Genomic DNA, 23184 nt, shown 5'->3' on the forward strand with positions numbered 1-23184 from the left:
GCTGAACGGGCCTCTCCTCCACGCATGGCGTGGATCTACCGGATCATCCGCGGACTACGTCCGGCATGAACGAAGAAGGGCCGCACATGGCGGCCCTTGTTCGTGTCGCGGGTTCGCTGGCTCAGTTCTGCCTGGCCACGCGCAGCACCTTCGGGGTGACGAACACCAGCAGCTCGGCCTTGTCCTTGCTGCGGCCACGCTTCTTGAACAGGTTGCCCAGGAACGGTACATCGCCCAGGAACGGAACCTTGCTGATGCTGTTGCGGTCGGTGAACTCGTACACACCACCGATGACCACGGTCTGCCCGTCCTCGACCAGCACTGCGGTGTTCACTTCGCGGCGGTTGATCGACGGCACGGTGCCATAGCCTTCCAGCTGGATCAGCCGGTCCACTTCGTCCTTCTTCACCTGCATGTTGAGGAACACGCGGTTGTCGTTGGTGATGGTCGGGGTGACCTTCAGTTCCAGCACCACTTCCTTGAACTGCACGTTCGGCGTAGCGACACCGCCCGCACCGGCGCTGATGGTCACATAGCCGATTTCCTTACCCTGCTTGATCAGGGCCTCGCGCTGGTTGGTGGTGACCACGCGCGGGTTGGAGATCACTTCACCACGCGACTCCTCCTGCATGGCCGACAGCTCGACGTCCAGCAGGTAGCCGGCATTGAGGATCGACAGCGCAAGCGAGCCTGCCGGGTTGGTGGACGCCGCCGGCATGGCCCAGTTCAGGCCACGGGTGATTGCCGAGCCGACCGGCACCGGCGCCGGGCCCGTACTGCCACCGGCCAGCCAGTCGCGGTAGGCCTTGGCGTTGGTCGCATTGGCTTCGACCTGCGACTTGCGGGTTGCCTCGTTGGCTTCCAGATTGCCGCTGAAGTAGGCGTTGTCGCGGCTGCCACTGATGCCGAACCGCGCGCCCAGCTCACGCGCGAACGTATCGGTGGCGATCACGATGCGGCTTTCGATCAGCACCTGGTCGACCGGGCGGTCGATCACGTTGATCAGCTCACGCATGCGCGCGATCTTCTTCGGAATGTCGCTGATCATCAGCGTGTTGGTGCGCTCGTCGGCAACGATGCGGCCACGGCCGGACAGGAAGCCACTCTCCTCCTGCGACGACCCACCACCACCGCCACCTGCGCCACCACCGCCACCACCGCCGATGCCCTTGGCTTCGGTCAGGGCTTTGAAGATCTGGGTGGCGCTGTGGTAGTTGATCTGGACGTAATCGGTCACCAGGTCTTCGCGGTTCTCGATGGCGATGCGCGCGTCTTCCTTCTCCTGCTCGAACTTGGCCAGCTCGGCCTGCGGGCCGACCCAGATCACGCTGCCATCGCGTCGCTTGTCCAGGCCCTTGGCACGCAGCACGATGTCCAGTGCCTGGTCCCACGGCACGTTGACCAGGCGCAGGGTCACATTGCCCTGCACCGAGTCGGAGGCCACCACGTTGAGGTTGGACTCTTCGGCGATCAACTGCAGCACGGTGCGCACTGGCACGTCCTGGAAATTGAAGGTCACCGGCTTGCCGGTGAAGCCACGCTGGCCGACGGCCTTTGCGGCCTGGGTGACGCTGCCGGCGGTCACTGCACCGACGGCGGCCGGAGCCTGCCGCGCGCTGATCTCCACCACGTATTCGTTGCCGCTCTGGTAGGCCAGTGACTCCACCGCACCGCCGGTGCTCAGCACCAGCTGGGTGCCGGCGCCGGACGGCTTGGCGTCGATGCGCTGCACCGGCGTGGCGAAGTCGACGACGTTCAACGGCTTCTGCAGGTTGGCCGGCAGGCGGGCATTGCCCACGTCGACCACCACGCTGTTGCCCTGCGTGCGCAGGTCCGGGATCGCGCCCTGGCCGTCAAACTGCACGATCAGGCGGCCCGCGCCATCATCGCCGCGCTTGAAATCGATCTTGGCCACCGACAGGCCGGCCGGTGCCGCGGCCGGTGCGACGGTGGTGCCCACCGGCTTCTCCGCCGGTGCGGCGGCCAGCGCCGGAGCGCAGGCCAGCATCAGCGCGACTCCCAACGCGCTGACACGGTTCAAGGTAGAGCGCCGGTTGGGACGCAGCCCCTTGGCTTGGTGAAAGGTCATCGTGCTATCCCCAGTAAACGATCATTGATCTTCAAGCGAGAGCGTTGCCGGCCGTTCCAGCCAGCCACCCGCGCCATCCGGCACCAGTTCGATCAGCTCCACACGGTCTTCGAAGACCGCAGTGACCCGCCCGTCGCTCTGCCCCAGGTAACCGCCCGGGCGCACCCGGTAGGTCACCTTGTCCGGTCCCATCACCAGTGCGACGGTGCCGCCGCCGGTGCCGATGGTACCGACCATGTCCAGTGCGTCCAGCGGGAAGCCCTCCAGGGGCTCCTTGCGCCGGTTCGGATCCGGCCGCAATCCGCCATTCCCCTGCGGATTGGTCCAGGCATCGGTGAACGGATCACGCAGGCCCTGCGCGGAGTACTCGAAGGTCTCGAACTGCTGCATCACAGGCAACGGTTCCAGCGGCTGCGCCGGCCGGGCACGTTCGCCTTCCACCCACTTCTCGAGATTCGGCGCATCGCCCGGCGTGCTGGTCACGCCACGGCCGCAGGCGGCCAGCAGCAACACGGCAGCGGCCATCCCGCAGCGTGCAAAGAAGGAACGGATCACTTGCTGCCCTCCTTGCCGGCTTCAGCCTTCTGCTGTTCCTGCACCTCGGTTTCGTCGAGATACCGGTAGGTCTTGACCGTGCCGGACAATTCCAGCGCACCGGCACGCGAACCACCGCCAGCCTTGTCCGCCGGCTTCAGGTTGATGTCGTGCATGGTCAGGATCACCACGCGCGGCAGCGAGGCCACGCCACTGACGAACGCACCGAACTGGTGGTAGCTGCCCACCATCTTCAGCTTGATCGGCTTCTCGGCGTAGAACTCCTTGACCTGCTCCTGTTCCGGTTCGAACAGCTGGCTGGTCAGGCCGCTGGACAGCGCGGTCTGCGAAATGTCGATGATCAGGTCCGGCATTTCGGTCTTGCTGGGCAGCTGCCGCAGCATCTGCTGCAGGACCTGCTCCATCTGCGCCAGCTGCTGCTTCAGCGGCCCCAGGTTCACCGCGCGTTCCTGCTGCTTGGAGAACTCGGTACGCAGATCGCTTTCCTTCGATTCCAGGCTGGCCAGTTCATCGCGCTTGCCGCTGATCAGCAGCATCCATGCAACGAACATGATGACCAGGGCCAGCAACGTACAGAAAACGATCTTGGCCTTCTGCGGCCAGTTGCCGATGTCGTTGAAATCCAGGTTCTTCAGATCGATTTTCTGGCTCATGCGCGACCCCCCTGCAGCGGGGCGTAAGAGGCCTGCGGCGGCTGCGCCAGGCGGCTGCCCTCAGGCCTGGCGGCCGGTGCCGGTGCGGCGGGCTGGTTCGGCTTGGCCGGTGCAGGTGCAGGCGCCGGCGCAGTAGCCGGAGCGCTGGCGGGCGCTGCTGCCGGGGCCGCCGCCGGTTGGGCCGGGGCCGGTGCTGTTGCAGCAGCCGGGGCCGCGGCATCGGGGCCGGCGGCAAGCGGCGCCACGGCAGGCGTCGCAGCCGGCGTGGTCGCCACGCTGCCATCGGCGTTCAAACCGGGGGTGCCGGTCTCTTCACTCTGCGCAGGCAGCTTCACCGTGACCTTGAACATGTACGGCAGTGCCTTGATGTCCGATACCGGGCCGGCTGCACTCTTGTCTCCGGCGCTGGCCTGGATGATCGACAGCTCCGGGTTGGTCATCCAGCCGGAGGTTTCCAGGTTGCGCATGTAAGCCGACACGCGGGCATTGGACTGGGTGCGTCCCTCGAGGGTGAGCATGTCCCCCTCCTGCTGCAGGGCGGTCAGCACCACGCCGTCGGGAATCGTGCGCACCAACGCGTCGAACAGGTGGACCATCTGCGAGCGCTTGGCCTGCAGTTCCTCGATCACCTTCTTGCGGGCCAGCAGGCGGTCCTTCTGCGCATCGAGGCGATCGATCTCCTTGTTCTGTTCCTTGACCTTCTCGATCTCGGCTTCCAGATAGGCATTGCGGTCCATCTGGCCGCTCACCTGCCGGTCGTAATAGAACCAGATCAGCAGCGACAGCAGCAGGCCACCGATTGCGGCCATGCCCAGCATTGCGTAGAACTCGCGCTGGCGTTGCTTGCGCCGCTCGGCGCGCCAGGGCAATAGATTGATGCGTGCCATCAGTCGAAGCTCCTCAGCGCCAGACCGGTGGCGATCATCAGCGCGGGGGCATCCTGGGCCAGCGCATGTGCGTTCACCTTCGGGCCCAGGGTCATCTGTGCCAGCGGGTTGGCGACCACGGTCGGCACGCCCAGCTGTTCCTCGACCATTTCCGGCAGCCCGCCCAGCACGGCGCAGCCGCCGGCCAGCACGATGTGATCAACGCGGTTGAACTCACTGCCTGCATAGAAGAACTGCAGCAGGCGGCTGATCTGCTGGACCGTGGCTTCCTTGAACGGCTCCAGCACTTCCATCTCGTAGCTTTCCGGCAGCCCGCCCTGACGCTTGGCCAGGCCGGCCTCCTCGTAGCTCAGGCCGTAACGGCGCATGATCTCGTCGGTCAGCTGCTTGCCACCGAACACCTGTTCGCGGCTGTACAGGCTGCGGCCGCCGCGCAGGACGTTGAGGGTGGTCATGGTGGCGCCGATATCGACCAGCGCGACCACGCCGTCGATGGACACCGGCAGCTCGCTGGCGACCAGTGCGTAGGCGTTCTCGACCGCGAAGGCCTCCACGTCCATCACCTTGGCCTGCAGGCCACCCAGTTCCAGGGCCGACTGGCGCAGTTCCACGTTCTCCGAACGCGACGCGGCCAGCAGCACCTGGACCATCTCCGGGTTGTTCGGGATCGCCCCGATCACCTCGAAGTCCAGGTTCACTTCCTCGATCGGGTACGGAATGTAGTTGACCGCTTCCAGCTCGATCTGGGCTTCCATGTCGTTCTCGTCGAGCTCGGCCGGCATCGGGATCACCTTGGTGATCACCGCCGACCCGGCGACGGCGGCAGCGGCCAGCTTGGCCTTGCTGCCTGAACGGTTCATCGCACGGCGGATGGCCTCACCCACGGCCTCCACTTCCACGATGTTCTTCTCTACCACCGCATTCGGCGGAAGAGGTTCCACAGCGTAATGTTCCACACGGAAACGATTGCCGCTGCGGGACAGCTGCAAAAGCTTTACCGCAGTCGAACTGATGTCGACGCCTACAAGCGGCGACTGACTTTTTGGGATGAGCCCCACGGTTTCTCCCCTGCCGACGGGCACTTGGACGCAAGACCTGCGCCCGAGCATTAATAACGTATTCTTAGCAAATGGCAACGGCCCTGCTGTGAAGTTCCTCACGGATTCACGATGCAGCCCCTGACTGTTCCCCTTGCGCTCCCCGGTGCCGACCCCAGCCGCCACCTTGCGTAATCTATACTCTGCGACCACGAAATTCGCAATCGGAATCTGAACCCGATGACTCGACTCCGCCGCTGGCTGCGCTGGATCTTCCTGATTGTCCTGGTCCTGGCGCTGATCGGCGCGGCCGCCGTGGGCGGTCTGTACTACGCTGTGTCCTCCAAGCTTCCCGACGTGCAGACCCTGCGCGACGTGGAAATGCAGGAGCCGATGTACGTCTATGCTGCCGACGGCAAGCTGATGGCGGTGTTCGGCGAAACCCGGCGCACCCCGATCACCATGAAGGACGTGCCGGAAAAGCTGAAGCAGGCGTTCCTGGCCACCGAGGATGCCCGCTTCTACGAGCATGGCGGCGTGGACTACATGGGCATCGGCCGTGCGGTGTGGCTGCTGGCCACCACCAGCGACAAGCGCGTGCCGGGTGGCTCCACCATCACCCAGCAGGTGGCCCGCCAGTTCTTCCTCAGCTCCGAGTACAGCTACACCCGCAAGCTGGCCGAGATCCTGCTGGCGCGGAAGATCGAGTCCGAGCTGAGCAAGGACGAGATCTTCGAGCTGTACCTGAACAAGAGCTTCTTCGGCAACCGTGCCTACGGCGTGGCCGCCGCGGCCGAGTTCTACTACGGCAAGAAGCTGAACGAGCTGGACCTGGACGAGATGGCCTCGCTGGCCGGCATCCCCAAGTTCCCCTCCTCGGGCAATCCGATCTCCAACCCGGAACGTGCCCGCCAGCGCCGCGACAACTATGTGCTGCAGCGCATGGCCGACCTGAAGTTCGTCAGCCAGGCCGAGGCCGACGCGGCCAAGGCCGTGCCGATGCACGCCACCGCCCATGAGCCGCCGGTGCAGGTCGACGCGCCGTACGTGGCCGAGCTGGTGCGCCAGGAAATGATCGCCCGCTTCGGCGGGGATGTGGTCAACAAGGGTTACCACGTCACCACCACCATCGACTCCACCCTGCAGACCGCCGCCAACCATTCGGTGCGCGACGGCCTGCTGCTGTACGACCACCGCCACGGCTGGCACGGCGTGGAGAAGCAAGTCCAGGTGGGTGCCGGCGAAGACGCCGCCGCCCTGGCCGAGCACCTGCGCGGCATGTACGGCCAGGCCGGCCTGCTGCCGGCGATCGTCGCCAGCACCGGCGCCGATGGCAGCGCCACCGTGGTGCTGGCCAACCGCAGCGAGATCGTGCTGCCGGCCGGTGCCGCCAAGTGGACCAACAAGACCCCGGGCAAGCTGGTGCAGCGCGGCGACATCGTGCGCGTGCGTGCCGGTGCCAAGGAAGGCGAGTGGCTGCTGGACCAGATCCCGCGCGGCCAGTCCGCGCTGGTCTCGCTGGATGCCCACAACGGCGCCCTGAAGGCGCTGGTCGGTGGTTTCAGCTTCTCCGGCAACAAGTTCAACCGTGCCACCCAGGCCCGACGCCAGCCGGGTTCGAGCTTCAAGCCCTTCATCTACGCCGCGGCCTTCGACAAGGGCTACAACCCGGCCTCGATCGTGCTCGACGCGCCCGTCGTGTTCCGCGACCGCCGCGGCAAGACCTGGGCCCCGCAGAACGACGGTGGCGGCTTCCGCGGCCCGATGCGCCTGCGCGAAGCGCTGGTGCAGTCACGCAACCTGGTCTCGGTGCGCCTGCTCGATGGCATGGGCGTGGACTACGCGCGCAAGTACATCAGCGAATTTGGTTTCGCCGAATCCGAACTGCCGCCGAACCTGTCGATGTCGCTGGGTACCGCCTCGCTGACCCCGCTGTCGGTGGCCCGTGGCTACGCTGTGTTCGCCAACGGCGGCTCGCGCGTGGACACCTGGCTGATCGACCAGGTCAATGACCGCGACGGCAACCTGGTGTTCAAGGAAAACCCGGCGCTGGCCTGCCGCGACTGCGCCGGCAGCAGCGACCAGCCGGTGAACCAGGTGGTGGACGGCTTCAACTTCGGCGCCCCGGCCCCGAAGGTGGACCCGGCCGCTGCGGCCAAGGCCGAAGCCAAGACCGAAACCCCGGCCGCGCCGGCCAACCCCGATGCCCGCACCGCTCCGCGTGCGATCGACGCCCGCACCGCCTACCAGCTGGTATCGATGATGCGCGACGTCGTCCAGCGCGGTACCGGCGTGCAGGCCAAGGTGCTCGGCCGCGAGGACGTGGGCGGCAAGACCGGCTCCACCAACGACCACCGCGACGCCTGGTTCTCCGGCTTCGGCGGCCCGTACGTGACCACCGTGTGGGTGGGCCGCGACGACTTCCGCTCGCTGGGCTACCGCGAGTACGGTGGCAAGGCGGCCCTGCCGATCTGGATCGACTACATGCGCACCGCGCTGAAGGACACCCCGATCGCGCAGAACGAGCCGCCCAGCGGCATGGTCCAGGCCACGCTCAACGGCGCGACCGAGTGGGTGAAGGTGGAAGACATGGATCGCCTGACCGACTACGACCTGAACCTCAATACGCCGCAGGCCGACGCCGCCGCGTTCGATATCTTCTAAGAGGCAGGTATGGGTGGGTGCCAACCGTTGGTTGGCACCGATGCGACCCTGGTAGAGGCCAACCTTGGTTGGCGCCCCGTGCCGACCAAGGTCGGCACCTGCCAAAGCATCGGTGGGTGCCAACCGTTGGTTGGCATCTCCGCGCCATACCCACGCAGATGTCACATCCGTGCGCTAATCTGTAGCCAGGTCGCAACAGGGAGTCATCGCATGCATCGCGCCCGTCAGCATGCTGCCAGCCAGACCCGCGAGCGGCGTCACCGCCTCGCCCACGAAGCCGCCCGCCTGATGGCCGAAGGCGGCATCCGCGACTATCACCAGGCCAAGTTGAAGGCCGCCAGCCGGCTCGGCATCCACGACGATGCCTCCCTGCCCCGCAACACCGAGATCGAAGACGCCCTGCGCGAATACCAGCGGCTGTTCGCTGGCCCCCAGCACGGCAGCGAACTGCAGCGCCGCCGCGAGGCTGCCATGCGTGCGCTGGAGTTCCTGCACGGCTTCTCCCCGCGCCTGGCTGGCCCAGTGTTGGAGGGCACCGCCGACGCCAACAGTCCCGTGCAGCTGCACCTGCACAGCGACGACCCGGAAGCCGTGCACCGCTTCCTGGACGAGCACGGCATTCCCGCCGAATCGCGGACGCGCCGCCTGCGCATGGACCGCGAACGCTGCCTGGACGTGCCGGTGTGGGTGTTCAGTGCCGAGGAGCTGACCTTCGACCTAGCGGTGCTGCCGTACGACGCCCTGCGCCAGGCCCCACTGTCACCAGTGGATGAGAAGCCGATGCGACGTGCGTCTGTCGCGCAGTTGCGGCAGGTGCTGGCCGAAGCGGAGATCAGCGCGTACATCGGCGGATGACGGTAGCGCCGGCCCATGGCCGGCGAGCGCAGCGGTACCTGCCTTTGGTGGGTGCGGACCGTTGGTCCGCACCGTGCTTCAGGCAATCGATTGCTGGCCGAAGAGCAGTCGAGCGCGGCTCGACTCTACAAAAGCTGCGCTACCTGCTCTGGCAGATGGCGCCCATCATGCTCCCGCTACCAGACGAAACGGGTATCGCGCAGCGGGTCGCTGAGCAGCCGCGGCAGCCACGGTACTGGGGCTCGCTGCGGATACTCCCGCATCATCTGTGCATGCATGACCTGCAGGCCCCGCAGCAACCAGATCTGGTCATAGATGTCGTTGAACCCATCCGACCACCCACTCTTCACCCGCTCATGCTCGACCGCCTCCAACGACGGCATCTGGTCCAGCGACACCTCCAGGATCGTCAACAGTGCTGTGTTGATCTGCGCATTCTCAACACCCGCCCTGCGCACATCCTCCAATCGAGCGCGAATCCGTCGGCAGTCGTACGGGACGCACCCACCCGTGGCGGTGATGTAGTCGGCGATGTCCGCCAGCATGTCGGCTTTCAGCCGCCACACCACTTCGCTGTCCATCACCTGCCGCACCCGCATCGTGCGCAACGTGCTCGCCCTTACCTCCTCCGGCGTGGTGAACGGTGCACCCGGCGTGCGGCCCGCGTGGCGCACCAGCACGATGCGATGGATCGCCTCGCTGGTGACGCCCTCGATCCGCAGCGCCGCTGCCTGAGGATGCACGCGCGGCGGCGGCACGCCCAGCATCTGCCACAGGTACCACAGCACCAGCAGCAGACCGGCGATGCATAGCCCGCTCATCAGCGTCCACAGGTCCAGGTTCCGGGTGTAGTAGCGAAAGCGCGCCCGCCAGATATAGAACGTGCGATAGCTGACGATTCCACTTACCCATCTGTACATTGCCTTCTCCTCGGCAAGGACCCCGGCGCGGCGGGGTTCATTACGCGCACCACGCCGGGGCCGCATGGCTTACCAGCCGATGCCCACGCCGACGCCCATGCTGCGTTCACCGCTGTTGGTGAACGCGCCATTGAGGCTGAAGGTGGCCGAGCCCTTCTCGTTGAGCACACGCTGGTAGCCCACCGCCATCGCCGACTCACCCTCGCTGTAGCCCACGCCCGCACCCAGGCGGTTGTAGGTGGCCAGGCCGGCGGTGTTCATCGCCATCGCGGTCTGTGCGCTGCTCATCGCCGCCATGCGGTTGAAACGCTTGTCCATCTTGTCCAGGCGACGTTCGAAATTGCTGATCGCCCCATCGGTGTACTCGTTGGCGCGTGCCAGCATCTTCTCCAGTTCAGCGGTATCGACCTGGGGCTTCGGGGTGTCCTCCTTCGTCTTCGGCTGCGGTGCAGGTTTCTCACCCTCGCCGACCGACGCCACCTGCTGGCCGCCTTCGGCCTGCGGCACCGGCGCTTCCGGTTCGGGCACTGAAGCCACCGCCATTGCCTGCGGCTGCGGCTGCGGCGCATCGATGCGCTGCTCCAGCCCGTCCATGCGGCCGTTGAGCTGCTGCTGCATCGAGTGCAGCTGGCCGCCATTGACCGCGTCGCGGCTGCCGGCCGCGATCAGGCCATTGGCAACGTTGGAAATGACCATGCCGTGGGTTCCGGCCAGAGTGAGCTGGTTGAGACCGTCCGCGCGGACCGAGGGCGTGTCCTGGAACACGCTGCGCAGCTGCGACTCGACCTGGTTCACCCGCGAGCGGTTGCTGACCACTGCGCCGTCGAGCGCTTCCAATGCACCATTGAGCGTGGACTGGGACTGGCCCTGCACGGCGAAGCTGGGGCCGACGATGTTGCCGTTGGCATCGACTTCACCGCCGAGCGCGGACAGCGCGCCGCGCAACTGGCCGACGGTGGCGGCGTTGTGGTTGGCGGTGCCGTTGGCGATGTTTACGAGGCGGCGTTGAATGCTCCCGCTACCAAACGAAACAGTACTTTTCTCAGTTGCCACTGCACCAACTCCCAACGCGAGGGAGCTATCTGCACCCTTAAGGACCATAGCGCTCTCCCCAATGGCAATGCCGTTGCGTTCCCACACCTGCGCACCAGCTCCTACGGCAAAGCCACCACTCGAATCTTCGGAAACCCAAGACCCACGTCCAAGAGCCACCGAATTCACCCCCAGCGCAGCTGCATAGGAGCCAATGGCTGTTCCACCGTCAACTCCCGTTCGGGCAGAGTCGCCAATTGCCACTCCGAGGAAGCCAGCCGACGCGCCTTCACTAAGCTGATCTGTATCGATCTTGAAGAAGCGGTGCTGGTCCTCAATCTGCGATACCCGATCGCTGACACTAAACAACTGGCGCCCGGTAACTACATCTCGACTATCCGTGGAGAGCGAGCCGTCGGCCACACCAGTCAAACGCGCACCGCCGAAATCGATCGGACCGCCCGCATCGAATCCACGCATCGCCCGCTCGCGCATCTCCCGCTCCTTGCGCATCGCCTCCAGATCATTTCGATTCTGCGAGATCTTCTGCTCTGCGGCGTACAGCTGATTTCCCGTTACGGCGTCACGGCTTCCAGGGGCCACCCGACCGTCAGCCAGATTGGTCAACACCATGCCGTTCGCGCCATTCAGTGCGATCTGGTCCATGCCATCGCCACGGGCCGAGGGTGAATCCTGGAAGATCGAGTTGAGCTGGCCTTCCACCTTGTCCGCACGGCGGCCTGCGGTGGTGACAGCTCCATCGAGCGCCATCAGTGCGTCCTGCACGGTGTTCTGCGTTCCGCCCTGCACCGAGTACGTCGGGGCAATGATGTTGCCGTTGGCATCCATGCCTGCTCCGCCGCCAAGGGTAGCGAGGGAGTCTTTGAGCTGGGAGACGGTAGTGGCATTGTGGTCGGCAGCACCTCGAGCAACGTTTACTAAGCGGCGATAAGCAGTTGCGCTTCCAAATGATGCAACGCCAGCCTCATTCGCTTGCGAGCCTTCACCGATCGCCAGTGATCCATCCGCCCCTTTCCCAACCTTCGCTCCAGCGCCAATCGCAACCCCCCCCCTTGCACCACCCTCCGAAATACCGACCTCAGCGCCCGCCCCAAGGGCAAAGCCATTGTCGGAACCTTCATGTACCGTTGAAGCACGTCCAACGGCCACCGAATTTCTACCCAGTGACTTCGAGTGTGTTCCCACTGCAGTCCCACCCTCGTTGCCTGTCTTAGCCGAATTACCTATAGCGACACCCACTGGTCCTGCCTCAGCAGGTTCGCTGGTAGGAGCCGCACCGATGCTCACGAACTGACTTACGTCCTCTAGAGCTGATACCCGTGAATTGGTTGAGTAGAGCTGTTTCCCAGACACTGCTTCAGCGCTGCTGGCGTTCAACAATCCATCCGCCACACCACTGATCCTCCGGTTGGCATTGGCGCTGTTGCGCACGTCCAACGTCGTACCGCCGTTCTTCTCACCCAGACGCACATTGCCAGTCGTAGACACTTGTGCCACCAGCCCGCCAAGCGCTGCGGTCTCGACCAACGCCTTGGCTGCATCCGTCTTTGCCGCCGCCGCCTCTGTGCCCGCAGTTCTGGCAACACTCTCCACCGCCGCCACCTTGTCATTGGTGGCATTGAGCTGCCTGCCGTTGACGGCCTCAAAGCTGCTGTCGCTGACCACGCCTTCGGCCACGCCGGTCAGTTTCCGGTTCGCATTGGCGCTATTGCGCACATCCAGCACCGTTCCGCTGTTCTTCTCACCCAGGCGGACATTGCCGGTTGCCGACACCTGCCCCACCAGGCCGCCCAGCGTCACCACCTGAGTCAGCGCCTTGCTCGCATCAGCTTTGGCCTCTCCCGCAGCGGTCTGTGCCTTGGCAACATTCTCATTGGTCGTGTTCAACTGCCTGCCGGTCACTGCTTCCGTGCTGGAGGTGCTTAGCGTGGCATCGGCCACACCGGTCACCTTGCGGTTGGCATTGGCACTGTTGCGGATATCCAGCGAGGTACCGCTGTTCTTCTCGCCCAAGCGGACACTGCTGGTGGACGAAGCCTGGCCGATCAGGCCGGTCACCGTGGTGACCTGGGCCAGGGCCTTGCTGGCATCAGCCTTGGCCGCATCCGCAGCGGTCTGCGCCTTGGTGACATTGCCATTGGTCGTGTTGAGCTGGCGTCCATTCACAGCGTCGGTGCTGGTCGTCGTCAGCGCGCCGTCGGACACGCCACTTACCTTGCGCGTGGCCAGCACCGCATTGCGCATGCTGACTTCCGTACCGGTATTGCTGTTGGCGATGCGTACGACGCCACCTGCGGAATCCTGCTTGATCATGCCGTCAACCCGCTCGTTCATGGCATGCAGCTGCTTGCCGGTGACCGCATCGGTGCTGGAGGCCGTAATGCGGGCGTCCGCCACGTTCACGATGCGACGGCGCACCGAGGCGCTGCCTACCGACACCGTATTGGCTTCCGTGGCCACCGCGCGGACGCCCAGGGCTACGGCGCCCTGTGCGGACGCAGACGCCGCATAGCCCAGGGCAACGCCGTCCGTAAGGGCACGGCTCTCACCGCCGATGGCGATGGCACCGGTGTAGCCCAGGCTTCCCGCACGGGCACCGCCCCCGATGGCAACACCACCTGTGCCTGCACCGGTGTCTACCCTCGCTCTGCTTCCAAGCGCCACTCCGTCAACACCATTTGAGAACGTACTTGCACCCAAGGCCACCGCATTCTCCTGCTGCGCCACCGAGCTCAATCCCAGGGCGATTGCATTTGTGCGGGTGGCAGACGAATTTGCACCAACCGCCATCGAACCCGCAGCCGAAGTGCTGGAGTTGGCACCGAGCGCAAGGGCATCCACGCCACGCGACGACGAGCCGCTGCCGAGTGCGATGGCATTTTGTGCCCTGGCCTCTGCTTTGTTCCCCAAGGCAGTGGCACCAATGTAGGCGGCATAGGCATTGGCACCAACGGCCACGTTGTGGCCGCCATCAGCGGAGGTCCTGGCGTTGTAGCCTACCGCCACGCTATCCACGGCATAGGTGCTTGCCTTGAATCCGAAGGCAGCGCTGTTCTGGCCGTTGATCCGGGCACCAATACCAAAAGCGGTGGTGTTGTCGCCCTTCATGTTCACGCCTGCACCGTAGCCAAGCGAATTCCGGCCACTGCTCAACGCATAGCCGATAAATGTGGAGTCCTCATAGGAACCAGTAATGGGCGAACAGGAGACAAACTCGCCATTTCCCAGATTGAAGGGATCGCACCCAATGTAGTAACGGGTCTTGGCGTGCACCTCTCCGCCCGCCAACATCAGCGCGACCATCAGCAGTCCACCGGCGCCAGCTGCGCGGCTCGATTTCCTGCCACAGGGCCTGGTCAACTCGCTGGCCACCTCCCAGCAGCCTTTGGCGTGATTCCAGATACGACGATAGATTCGATTCATGTGTTTCTCCTTAACAGGACAAGGAAAGTGAGGCCCCGTGCCGGGCACGGGGCGGGCAAAGTGCGGGCTCAAGTCGTTGTCGGCGCGATCGTCCGCACGTGTTCGCGATAGCCATCGCGGGTGAGCCGGTAACGCAGTTGCAGCGAGTTGCCCGGCTGAAGCTGGAACGGCAGCGTCAGTGCGGCATCGGGGTAGAGGCTGTGCGATACGGGGTGTGGCGTGCAGGTGCCCGCGGCCGTGCACTCCTCGGCACCGATGATTCCCACGCGCAGCGTGCCGGTGTTGTGCAGCGTGTTGTCCTGGAGGCGCAGATCCACCACACCGTCGTCGGGGGTGACGTTGACCAGCGCCCCCCAGACCAGGCTGACGCCGATGTTTGCCTGTGCGCCCTCGCCGTCTTCGAGGGGAGCGTCATCCGGCCCGCGCACACCTTCGAAGTAGAGGCGGTAGGCTGTTTCCTTCTGGACCTGCTGCAGCGGAATTACCCGGATCAGGCGGTTGCCGCCGCCGGAAAGTGCGAACTTGCCGGGGGTGATGGCAATCGCCGCATCCGAGGCCTCCATCTCCTGTTCTTCTTCGGCAGGCGTGGCGGGATTGACGATGCGCCGCAGGCGGGTCTGCACGTACTGCGGAATGGTCGACTGCGAGTACACCCGGATCTGGGTGCCGCGCTTGGCTTCCACCGCTGCGCGCATCGGGTGAATGGAAAGGTTGGCGTGTGCCGGCAGTGCAAGCAGGGCGCTCACCGGCAGCAGGCAGAACAGCAGCTTCTTCATGGCAGGCTCCTCGGGATCAGGGTTTGGCAGTAGGGACATCCAGCACCACGGTCAGCTCGCCCTCGTAAAGGCCGGGGCGCTGGCTGGCGATAGGGGTGGGCGGTGTTTCCAGGGTCAGCGGCGTGGGCACGCAGTACACCGGCTGGCTGATGCCCGGCAGCATCACCAGCCGCAGCTGTGCGCTGTCGATGCCGCGCAGCTGCTGCTTGACGTTGTGCTTCATCGCCAGGCGATGGCCGCCGTAGTCCAGGTGGACCCGGTAGTCCAGGCGCTGGCTGGCATCGCTGCCGCCATCGCGGTGCCAGAGCGAGAAGTCCGATCCCGCAGGTGGGCGTGGACCGCTGTCGCGAACCGTGACGTCGAGGTACTCGCTCTGCGAACCCAGGCCGTCGTACAGGCACATGTCCAGTTGTTTCCTGCCACCCACGACCTTCTGGATGGGGTCGTAGCGCAGATCGAGATTGACCAGCGGCGCGACGGTGTCGAAGGTCGGGAAGTAGATCGAGATCGCGTCGTAGTCGGTGACGGTGAAATCGAAGTTGAAGGTAGCTGTGGCGACGGGTGCTGCGGCGGGGTCGGCCTTGATGTTCAGGCGCATCGTGGCCTTCCAGTGGCCTGCGACGAGTCTGGAGAGCTCGGTCGCTGGGATTTCCAGATATACGCCTGTACCAACTGGCTGTCCGGAACTGCATATGTACCAGAACGACGCATTCAACTGCCTTCTGAGCGTGTCCCAGTAGTCGATAGCGCAAACCCAATCCGACATGACTCTCTGTAAATATCCCTGCGCCCGAAGTTCGCTACGTAGGCCAGTCCTCTGCTCCACGAACAGCAGATCGACATTGCTACTGCCAAGTGACACTCCCGGTTCACCATCAAGAGGGCACCGACCGAATTCACTGTCAGAAGCAGACTCACAAACCACATGGATCTGCCCATACTTCAGCGCCAGGTCGTGACTGAATCCCAACACCGTCCGCGGCGCCCACAACTCCACATCACCGGGTACCGCCGAGCGATCCCAGCTCATTACGATGTCCCGGCTCTGGTCGGACGGATGCGTTTCCGGCGGCCACTGCGCCCACGCCCGCGGCATCACCAGCACCAGCGCACACACCAGCATCAACACGAACATCCAACGCCGGTTCATGGCGTACCTCCTGCAGCAGCGGTCCGGGGCGTGGCGGCAATCAACGCGCGTTCCTGCAGCAGGCGGGTCACGCGGGCCTGCTGGCGGATCTCGGCCGGCAGCTGGGCCACGGCCAGCGGCTCGCAATGCACGGCACCGACCAGCAGCACCACCTGGCGGCGCTCGCGCACCTGCAGCGGGCAGTGCAGCAGGCGGTCGTCCTGCAGCAGGTACAGCGTCGTTTCGCGACGCGGGAAATCGGCGACGAAGCCGCCGTTGGCGCTGGTGCCGGGCACCGGCGCGTTGAGAATGCGGGCACCGCCCAGCGGCGCACCGGCCAGGTCACGGGCATGGCCGATGAAGGTGTAGGTCACTTCGATCGGCACCGGCATGCGCATCAGCTTGCCGGGCGTCAGGAACATCGGCCGTGCACCGCCCACACCGGTCACGCGGATGGCGGCGACGCTGTCCAGCGTGCTGGCGTCCTGCACTTCGGCACGTTGCGATTGATAGGCCGGCAGCGGCAGCAATCGGCGTTCGCCGATCTGCAGGCGTTGCCTGCGCAGCCCGCCCACCTGCAGTTCGGCGGCCACGCCGCGCAGGTCGGCGTCATCGGTATCGGCCACCTGCACGGCGAGGCCGGCATCGGCGCCGTTGGCACCGCTCCAGTAGAAGCCGCGACGGCCGAGCGCGAAGCCGGAACTGTGTGCGCCGCTGTAGCCGGTCTCGCTGCGGCCACGCTGCTGGTAGCGCGCCACGCTGGCGCTGGTGTGGCCGATGCCATTCTGCAGCTGGCCACCCAGTGAAGCGCTGTAGCGCTCGTTGTTGTTGGCGCGCAGCTCGGCGGACAGCTCGCGGTACTGTGTATCCAGTTCCTGGCGCAGGCTCTGGCCAATGCTGTAGTCGATCGCCGGGCGCTGATGCTGCGGCTGGCGCACATCCACGGCATAGCGGCGCTGTCCATCGCCGGCAGCACTGCGGTGCCGACGGCTCAGGCTGAGGTTGACGTAGATGCCACGGTCGCGCTCGGTGCTGCCACGCACGCTGTCGGTGCTGTTCTGCCGCCACACGCCCACGCGCGTGGAGACACTGAAATCCTGCCAGCGATGGCTGCGGCTGAAGCTGGCCTGCCAGGTGCGGCTGAGCAACGGCTCGCGGCGCGGTTCCAACGGCCCCGGCGGCAACAGCGGCTCAAGCCCGAACGACGGATCCTGCTCGAACGCCGGCCGGTGCCAGCCGGTGCGCCAGGTCTGGCGCCGGGTGTAGCCCACGTAAACATTGCCGCCCGCCAGCGGCAGCGACATCGAGCCACTGAGCGCATTGGTGCACCCCAACTGGTCGCGCGCCTCGGCCTCGAACTGGCAGGCCTTGCCACGCATGCGCTGCTGGTAGAGATTCCACGACGCCGTGCGCCGGTACGACAGCTGGTGCTGCTGCCCGTTGCTGCCGTCGCTGCCACGCATGCCGCTGAAGGTGGCGCGTACTTCCTGCGTGGCCATCACCCTGCGCAGGTCCAGGCGGAGCTCGCCGTAGCGGTGCCCGCCGAACGTGGCGGCACCGGCGGTCATCGCCGCGTCGCGGCCCAACGGCACGCGCACGCCGGCCATCGCGATACGCTCGCCATCGAAAGCATCGCTGCGGCGTTCGTTGCGGTGGCCACCCTGCACGAACCATTGCCACTGGCTGTTGGTCCAGTCGCCGCCCTTGTCGAAGGGCGCCTCCTCGGTGCGCACCAGCACACCGTCCTCGTAGATGCGCATGCGCACCAGGTAGTTGCCGAACGGGAAATTGCGGGTGTCGATCTGGTTGATGCCGGCCTGCAGGTAGAAGGTCTGCAGCAGGCGCTCGCCATCGAACACGTCCACCCGCGCATCGTGCGCCAGCAGCACGGTCAGCGGGCTGGCCTGCACCGCCGCGTCGGTGTCCACATAGGCCTGGGTGGTACCGAGGCGTGCGCCCTGGAAGCGGTCCAGCGGCAGCATGCTGAAGCTGAAAGTGCCGCCCTGCGGGCTGGACAGGTTGCGGCGGTCCATGCGCCCGGCCTGCAGGTAGTGCGCCGGCCCCAGGTCGTGGCGGTAATAGACGTTGTCGAACTGGAAATCGTCGTCGCTGTGGCTGCGATAGCGCTGCTGGTTGTAGTACCACTCGGCCGACAGGTGGCCGCGATCGAACAGGCCCAGCGTGCCGACGCCGCGTGCCGACAGCGACTGGTAGTCACGGCCACCACTGAGGTTGAGCGTCTGCTGATGCAGGAACGCGTTCTCGGCATTGGCGGTGACCGTGTGGAAACGCTCGGCGGCAGGCTTGCCGGGAATCCACTGGCGCGCCACGAACAAGCGCACCGCGCCCTCGCCTTCGTCATACAGCGCGCGCACCTCGTCGGGAGCTTCCGGCGGATCGATGTAGCCGCAGCCGGCGCTGGCACCACCGAAGCGGCAGGCCAGATGGCTGTTGCGCGGCAGCGGCTGCGACAGCGCAGGCAGCAGGGCGGCCTGCGCCTCGGCAGGCAGGTCCAGTGACTGCAGCACGCGCGCGGGATCTTCCAGCTGCACGTGCTCCAGGGTCACGCGCACCGGCGACAGCCCGGCCGAGCGGCCGAACAGCTGGATGTCGAGTTGTTCGGTCTGGCCTTCGACCAGATCTTCAAAACCGGGCGGGACGCCGCGCGCGGCCGCCAGCGGAGTGGACAACGCCAGGGCGAGCGCGACCGCCAGCCGGGTGACGGCGGGGGCGTGTAGGGTCATGGGGGCACCGCTGCAAGCGGCCGGCCCGGGATGCGGGCCGGCGCGGGGGATTACGGCGTAGCCGCCTTCTGGTTCAGCACGACGTTGACCAGGCCGCTGTACGCGCCCTTGGTGAGGATCGGCGCCGGCGTGGTCTGTACGATGGTCAGCGGCATCGAGATCGAGGCGCCCGGGGTCGAGCCCGCACCGTTGAACAGGTCAGCGGCCTTGTACTCGATGGCGGCTGCACCCAGCGCGCGGTTGTTCAGGCTGATGGTCATCGGCACGGTCACGGTGCCGGTCTCGTTGGCCAGGAAGAAGCTGCCATCGATACGCGCTTCGATATCCGCCTTGTCATCGTTGGAATGGATACGCACGCGCTGCGTGTTCGGAATCAGGCCACGCAGCGGATCGTGGGTCAGGGTGACCATGTCCGGCAGCGGGGTGCCGTCATCGCGCAGCAGCGCCAGGGTCGGGTCGACGTCGGCGTAGACGGAGATCTTGGTTTCCACGGCGTGCGCGGACAGCGAAGCAGTGGCCAGCGCTGCAGCGAGCGCGGCCTTCTTGATAATGGCGTGCATGGGTGTCTCTCTCGGACAGGGGGAATATGAAAGCCCCCCTCCCCTAAGGAGAAAGGGAGGGAGGCGCCGCCCGCAGAGGTGGTTGCGGGCGACGGAGAGAATGTTAGGAATCCATTGCCATGCAGGCCATTCAAGCATTCCTAAAACGTTGGAGGTTAAGGAGGATTCTTGAAGGCGCTCAATGTTTGAGGGTTATGCAAACTCCCTCACTGCTTGAATGCAATAAACCTCATTGCCTTGGGTTTGTAGAGTCGGCTGTTAGTCGACTGCTCTTCCGATACTGCGCGAAGCACACACGCTGCGCGCGTGAGTCGAGTACGGCTCGACTCTACAGCGGGTCATCCACGCATGGCGTGGATCTGCTGGATGGCATCAGGCCGCCCTTCGGCGGCCTGATGAGACATCGCGTTGGCGCACGATCAGAAGAAGATCGCGTACAGGATCAGCAGCGGAATCGGTACGCCCAACAACCAGAGCAGAATCATTTTCATTGCAGGTCTCCTTGCGTGGAAGGCGGGTTACAGATCGCGGCGGCGGCCGCCCCAGGTGGCGCTGAGGCTGGCGAAGAACGCACCGATCAGCAGGGTGATGAACAGCCACAACGCGGCATAGGCGGTCGCCTTTCGGGCATCGTCGGCGGCCTGCTTGGCGGTGTTCCTGGCCTTCTCCAGCGCCGCACGCATGCGCGTCTGCACATCGGTCACGCGCGCCTGCGCTTCGGCCGGGCTCATGCCGGTTTCGCGCGCGATCAGCTGCGCCAGGTACTGGGTGTCGGCCGGATCCAGGCCATCGCCCTGCAGGCTGTTGACGATGATGCGGTTCACTTCGGCACGCACTTCGCGGCGGTCACCCATCGGGCCATTACCCGGCATCGGGCGCGGCGGCAGGCCTACGCGCACATCGCGCGGCCCGACGCTTGCAGCCAGCGGCGGTGGGGCCGGATCTGTCGCCGCCACGCCGGACGCTGCATCAGGCGCGCCCGGGGCCGGCGGCGCGCCTGCAGCTGCCGGACCCGCATCGGTAGCGTTGCGGAACAATGAATCCACCCAGTAGTTGAGGTCGCCTTCCGGGGCCGCCGCGGCAGTGCTGCCCGCGCCCGCGGCAGCAACGCCGGCCGTGGATGCGGCAACGCCCGCGGCGGCACCGGCCACCTTTGCGCCGGCGCCCAGCACGCCACCGATTGCCGATGTGAGCAAGCCCGCGGTCAGCAGCGTGGCGACGGCCCACGACACGAAGCCATGCGCGGTATCGCGGAAATAGGTTTCATCGCCATGGATCTGCGTCCACTTGGTACGCAGGCGGCCCGCCAGATAGCCACCCAGGCCGGACGCGGCCAATGCGGTGAAGGTGAGCCAGATGATGCTGGACCAACCGAAGGTCTCTTTGCTGACGCCTTCGAACGACCATGGCGACACCGACGACAGGCCGAGGCCAACACCGAGGATCAGCAGGATGAGGGAGAGTGCAGCGGCAGCGGTGGCGCCAGCGAAGATCGCGCCCCAGGAAACGGCGCTTTCGCTGGGAGGGGCGACGATCGGGGCGGTGACGACGGCGGCGACGTCAGGGCCGAGCGGTCCGCGCTCGGGTGGGTCGAATCGGGTACTCATCGGGATGGACGCTCCATTTCAGGTGCTGCGGATGCAGCTGGCGTCCTGAGGCTGCGCGAGCGCTTGTGAAGCTGGCGAGACCCTTGAATCACGCGGTCTTGGCACGATGAAGCGCGTGCCAACCAAGGTTGGCACCTACCGAAGGCGGGTGCGGCGGTAGATCCGCGCCATGCGTGGATGGGAAAGCGTGCCAACCAAGGTTGGCACCTACCGAAGGCGGTTGCGGTGGTAGATCCGCGCCGTGCGTGGATGATTTTTCGCGGGCGCCGAAATCGTGCGGACCAACGGTCCGCACCCACCAGGTCCGCTCAAAAAAAAACGCCCCGCGGATGCGGGGCGTTCTCGGCACAACCTACGCGGGGCGATCAGCCCTGGTAGTCGCGCACGTCGCTGCCGGTGTAGACCTGGCGCGGACGGCCGATCTTCATTTCCGGATCAACCTGCTGTTCCAGCCAATGCGAGACCCAGCCGGAGGTACGGCCCAGGGCGAACATGACGGTGAACATTTCGGTCGGGATCTGCAGCGCCTTGTAGATGATGCCGCTGTAGAAATCGACGTTCGGGTACAGCTTGCGGGCGACGAAGTACTCGTCCTGCAGGGCGGCCTGTTCCAGCTTCACGGCCACGTCCAGCAGCGGATCCTGCACGCCCAGCTGCTTGAGCACCTTGCTGGTCATCTCGCCGATGACCTTGGCGCGCGGGTCGAAGTTCTTGTAGACGCGGTGGCCGAAGCCCATCAGGCGGAAGCCGGAGGTCTTGTCCTTGGCCTTGACCACGGCGGACTCGACGTTGTCGGCGCTGCCGATTTCTTCCAGCATCTTCAGCACGGCTTCGTTGGCACCACCGTGGGCCGGACCCCACAGCGCGGTGACACCCGCAGCAACCGACGCGTACGGGTTGGCACCGGTCGAACCGACCAGACGCACCGTCGAGGTCGAGGCGTTCTGCTCGTGGTCGGCGTGCAGGATGAACAGCAGGTCCAGCGCCTTCACCACGTCCGGGTTCAGGTCGTACTGGCCGTCAGCCGACTCGAAGGTCTGCTTCAGGAAGCGGCTGACGTAGTCCAGCGAGGTGTCCGGCTTGTTGGCCGGCAGGCCCTTGCCATGGCGGTAGATCAGCGCCGACAGGGTCGGCACCTTGGCGATCAGGCGCACGGCGGCCTGGCGGCGCTGTTCGGCGTCGGACAGGTCCAGCGAGTCGTGGTAGATGGCCGACAGCTGCGCGATTGCAGCGGCCAGGATGGCCATCGGATGGGCATCCTTGGCGAAGCTGCCGATCAGGGTGTTGATCGACTCATCGACGTTGGCTTCGGCGGTCAGCTCATCGGTGAAGGCCTTCAGCTGCTCGGCGCTCGGGCGCTCGCCGTTGATCAGCAGGTAGGCCACTTCGACGTAGCTCGACTTTTCCGACAGCTGTTCGATCGGGTAGCCGCGGTACAGCAGCACGCCCTTGTCGCCGTCGATGTAGGTGATGGCGGACTTGCAGCTGGCCGTCGCGGTGAAGCCGGAATCGTAGGTGAAGAACCCCGTTTCCTTGGTCAGCTTCGCGATGTCGACGCAGTCGTTGCCAAGGGTGGGTTTGATGACGGGCAGAACGACCGACTTGTCGCCGGCGTTGAGCGTGACCTGATCAAGATCGGACACTGTGTGCGCTCCTTCATGGGAAGGCGCCTGCCCAAGCGCATTGGTCAGGCACGTGAATGACGTCCTCGGCCTGTGCCGGGGATCAGGTCATTATCGCACAGCAGCATTTGCCCGGCGCTAGACAGAAGTCGTATACGACAGGCAGCCAGACACCGGCCATTGAGCGGCCCGGATCGGCAAAAGCGTTGTCACACGAACGCAGTGTTCCGCCCATCCAAACGCCCGTTGGGTTGGCGTTGGGGAAAAACAAACGGCCGCGCAGAGCGCGGCCGTTGGTTCGAAGCTGGATCGACAGATCAGCGCGCGTAGCGCTTCTGGAACTTGTCGATACGGCCCGAGGTGTCGATGACCTTGTGCTTGCCCGTGTAGAACGGGTGCGAAGCCGAGGAAATTTCAACCTTGACCAGCGGGTATTCGTTGCCGTCTTCCCACTGGATGGTTTCCTTCGTCGCCATGGTCGAGCGGGTCAGGATCTTGAAATCGGAGGTGACGTCATGGAAGACGACGTCGCGGTAGTTCGGATGGATATCGGCCTTCATGGGCTCACACCGTAAATGGGCTGGTGGTCAAGAGCGGCATTATAAGCACC

Annotated in this window: 16 protein-coding genes; 2 read left to right on the plus strand and 14 right to left on the minus strand. The window is 65.3% G+C overall.

Going from position 1 to position 23184, the window contains the following annotated elements; translation table 11 throughout:
• Positions 1 to 121: 121 nt before the first annotated feature.
• Genes AC5P9N_RS11840 through AC5P9N_RS11860 form a run of 5 tightly spaced genes read right to left on the minus strand, consistent with a single transcriptional unit; the run spans position 122 to position 5242 of the window.
• On the minus strand, positions 122 to 2089 hold the full coding sequence (locus AC5P9N_RS11840; RefSeq protein WP_005410855.1) for a type IV pilus secretin PilQ: 1968 nt from the start codon (positions 2087 to 2089) through the stop codon (positions 122 to 124).
• 21 nt (positions 2090 to 2110) lie between these two features.
• Complete coding sequence (locus tag AC5P9N_RS11845; protein ID WP_044571441.1) at positions 2111 to 2614, minus strand: pilus assembly protein PilP; 504 nt, start codon at positions 2612 to 2614, stop codon at positions 2111 to 2113.
• A gap of 26 nt (positions 2615 to 2640) precedes the next feature.
• The gene (locus AC5P9N_RS11850; protein ID WP_099484113.1) at positions 2641 to 3297 is read right to left on the minus strand and encodes a type IV pilus inner membrane component PilO; all 657 of its coding nucleotides are present in this window, start codon (positions 3295 to 3297) and stop codon (positions 2641 to 2643) included.
• Complete coding sequence (locus AC5P9N_RS11855) at positions 3294 to 4184, minus strand: PilN domain-containing protein (RefSeq protein WP_012481141.1); 891 nt, start codon at positions 4182 to 4184, stop codon at positions 3294 to 3296. Before AC5P9N_RS11855 ends, AC5P9N_RS11850 begins: the two co-directional genes overlap by 4 nt.
• A complete protein-coding gene (locus AC5P9N_RS11860) occupies positions 4184 to 5242 on the minus strand; it encodes a pilus assembly protein PilM (RefSeq protein WP_005410860.1) in 1059 nt (352 codons plus the stop codon). The genes AC5P9N_RS11855 and AC5P9N_RS11860 overlap by 1 nt, the downstream gene beginning before the upstream one ends.
• Before the next feature lie 219 nt (positions 5243 to 5461).
• Here AC5P9N_RS11860 and AC5P9N_RS11865 point away from each other — a divergent pair, with 219 nt between their 5' ends.
• Both AC5P9N_RS11865 and AC5P9N_RS11870 read left to right on the plus strand, forming a co-directional pair.
• The gene (locus tag AC5P9N_RS11865) at positions 5462 to 7885 is read left to right on the plus strand and encodes a penicillin-binding protein 1A (protein ID WP_060380570.1); all 2424 of its coding nucleotides are present in this window, start codon (positions 5462 to 5464) and stop codon (positions 7883 to 7885) included.
• A 210-nt stretch (positions 7886 to 8095) separates the two neighbouring features.
• Positions 8096 to 8740, plus strand: coding sequence for a hypothetical protein (locus AC5P9N_RS11870; RefSeq protein ID WP_060380571.1), 645 nt, complete (start codon positions 8096 to 8098; stop codon positions 8738 to 8740).
• Between the two features lie 176 nt (positions 8741 to 8916).
• Here AC5P9N_RS11870 and AC5P9N_RS11875 read toward each other — a convergent pair whose 3' ends face one another.
• From AC5P9N_RS11875 to AC5P9N_RS11915, 9 genes are all read right to left on the minus strand, one after another.
• A complete protein-coding gene (locus tag AC5P9N_RS11875; RefSeq protein ID WP_060380572.1) occupies positions 8917 to 9660 on the minus strand; it encodes a hypothetical protein in 744 nt (247 codons plus the stop codon).
• Positions 9661 to 9729: 69 nt separating this feature from the next.
• Positions 9730 to 14136, minus strand: a complete 4407-nt coding sequence (locus AC5P9N_RS11880) for an ESPR-type extended signal peptide-containing protein (RefSeq protein WP_099484112.1) — start codon at positions 14134 to 14136, stop codon at positions 9730 to 9732.
• A 68-nt stretch (positions 14137 to 14204) separates the two neighbouring features.
• A complete protein-coding gene (locus AC5P9N_RS11885) occupies positions 14205 to 14912 on the minus strand; it encodes a pilus assembly protein (RefSeq protein ID WP_060380230.1) in 708 nt (235 codons plus the stop codon).
• 16 nt (positions 14913 to 14928) lie between these two features.
• Entirely contained in the window at positions 14929 to 16062 is a 1134-nt protein-coding gene (locus AC5P9N_RS11890; RefSeq protein WP_060380231.1) for a CblD like pilus biogenesis initiator family protein, read from the minus strand.
• Positions 16059 to 18785 carry a TcfC E-set like domain-containing protein gene (locus tag AC5P9N_RS11895; RefSeq protein WP_060380232.1) on the minus strand — a complete coding sequence of 909 codons (2727 nt, stop codon included), beginning with the start codon at positions 18783 to 18785 and terminating at the stop codon, positions 16059 to 16061. The genes AC5P9N_RS11890 and AC5P9N_RS11895 overlap by 4 nt, the downstream gene beginning before the upstream one ends.
• A 50-nt stretch (positions 18786 to 18835) precedes the next feature.
• Positions 18836 to 19345, minus strand: coding sequence for a CS1 type fimbrial major subunit (locus AC5P9N_RS11900; protein WP_099484111.1), 510 nt, complete (start codon positions 19343 to 19345; stop codon positions 18836 to 18838).
• 518 nt (positions 19346 to 19863) lie between these two features.
• Positions 19864 to 20952: a hypothetical protein gene (locus AC5P9N_RS11905; RefSeq protein ID WP_099484110.1), complete on the minus strand. Its 1089-nt coding sequence runs from the start codon at positions 20950 to 20952 to the stop codon at positions 19864 to 19866.
• Positions 20953 to 21317: 365 nt separating this feature from the next.
• Positions 21318 to 22595 carry a citrate synthase gene (locus AC5P9N_RS11910; protein WP_005410870.1) on the minus strand — a complete coding sequence of 426 codons (1278 nt, stop codon included), beginning with the start codon at positions 22593 to 22595 and terminating at the stop codon, positions 21318 to 21320.
• A gap of 296 nt (positions 22596 to 22891) precedes the next feature.
• Positions 22892 to 23134: a type B 50S ribosomal protein L31 gene (locus AC5P9N_RS11915; protein WP_005410871.1), complete on the minus strand. Its 243-nt coding sequence runs from the start codon at positions 23132 to 23134 to the stop codon at positions 22892 to 22894.
• Between the last annotated feature and the right edge of the window lie 50 nt (positions 23135 to 23184).

It is taken from the genome of Stenotrophomonas sp. YJH_SMC_6 (assembly GCF_059371335.1).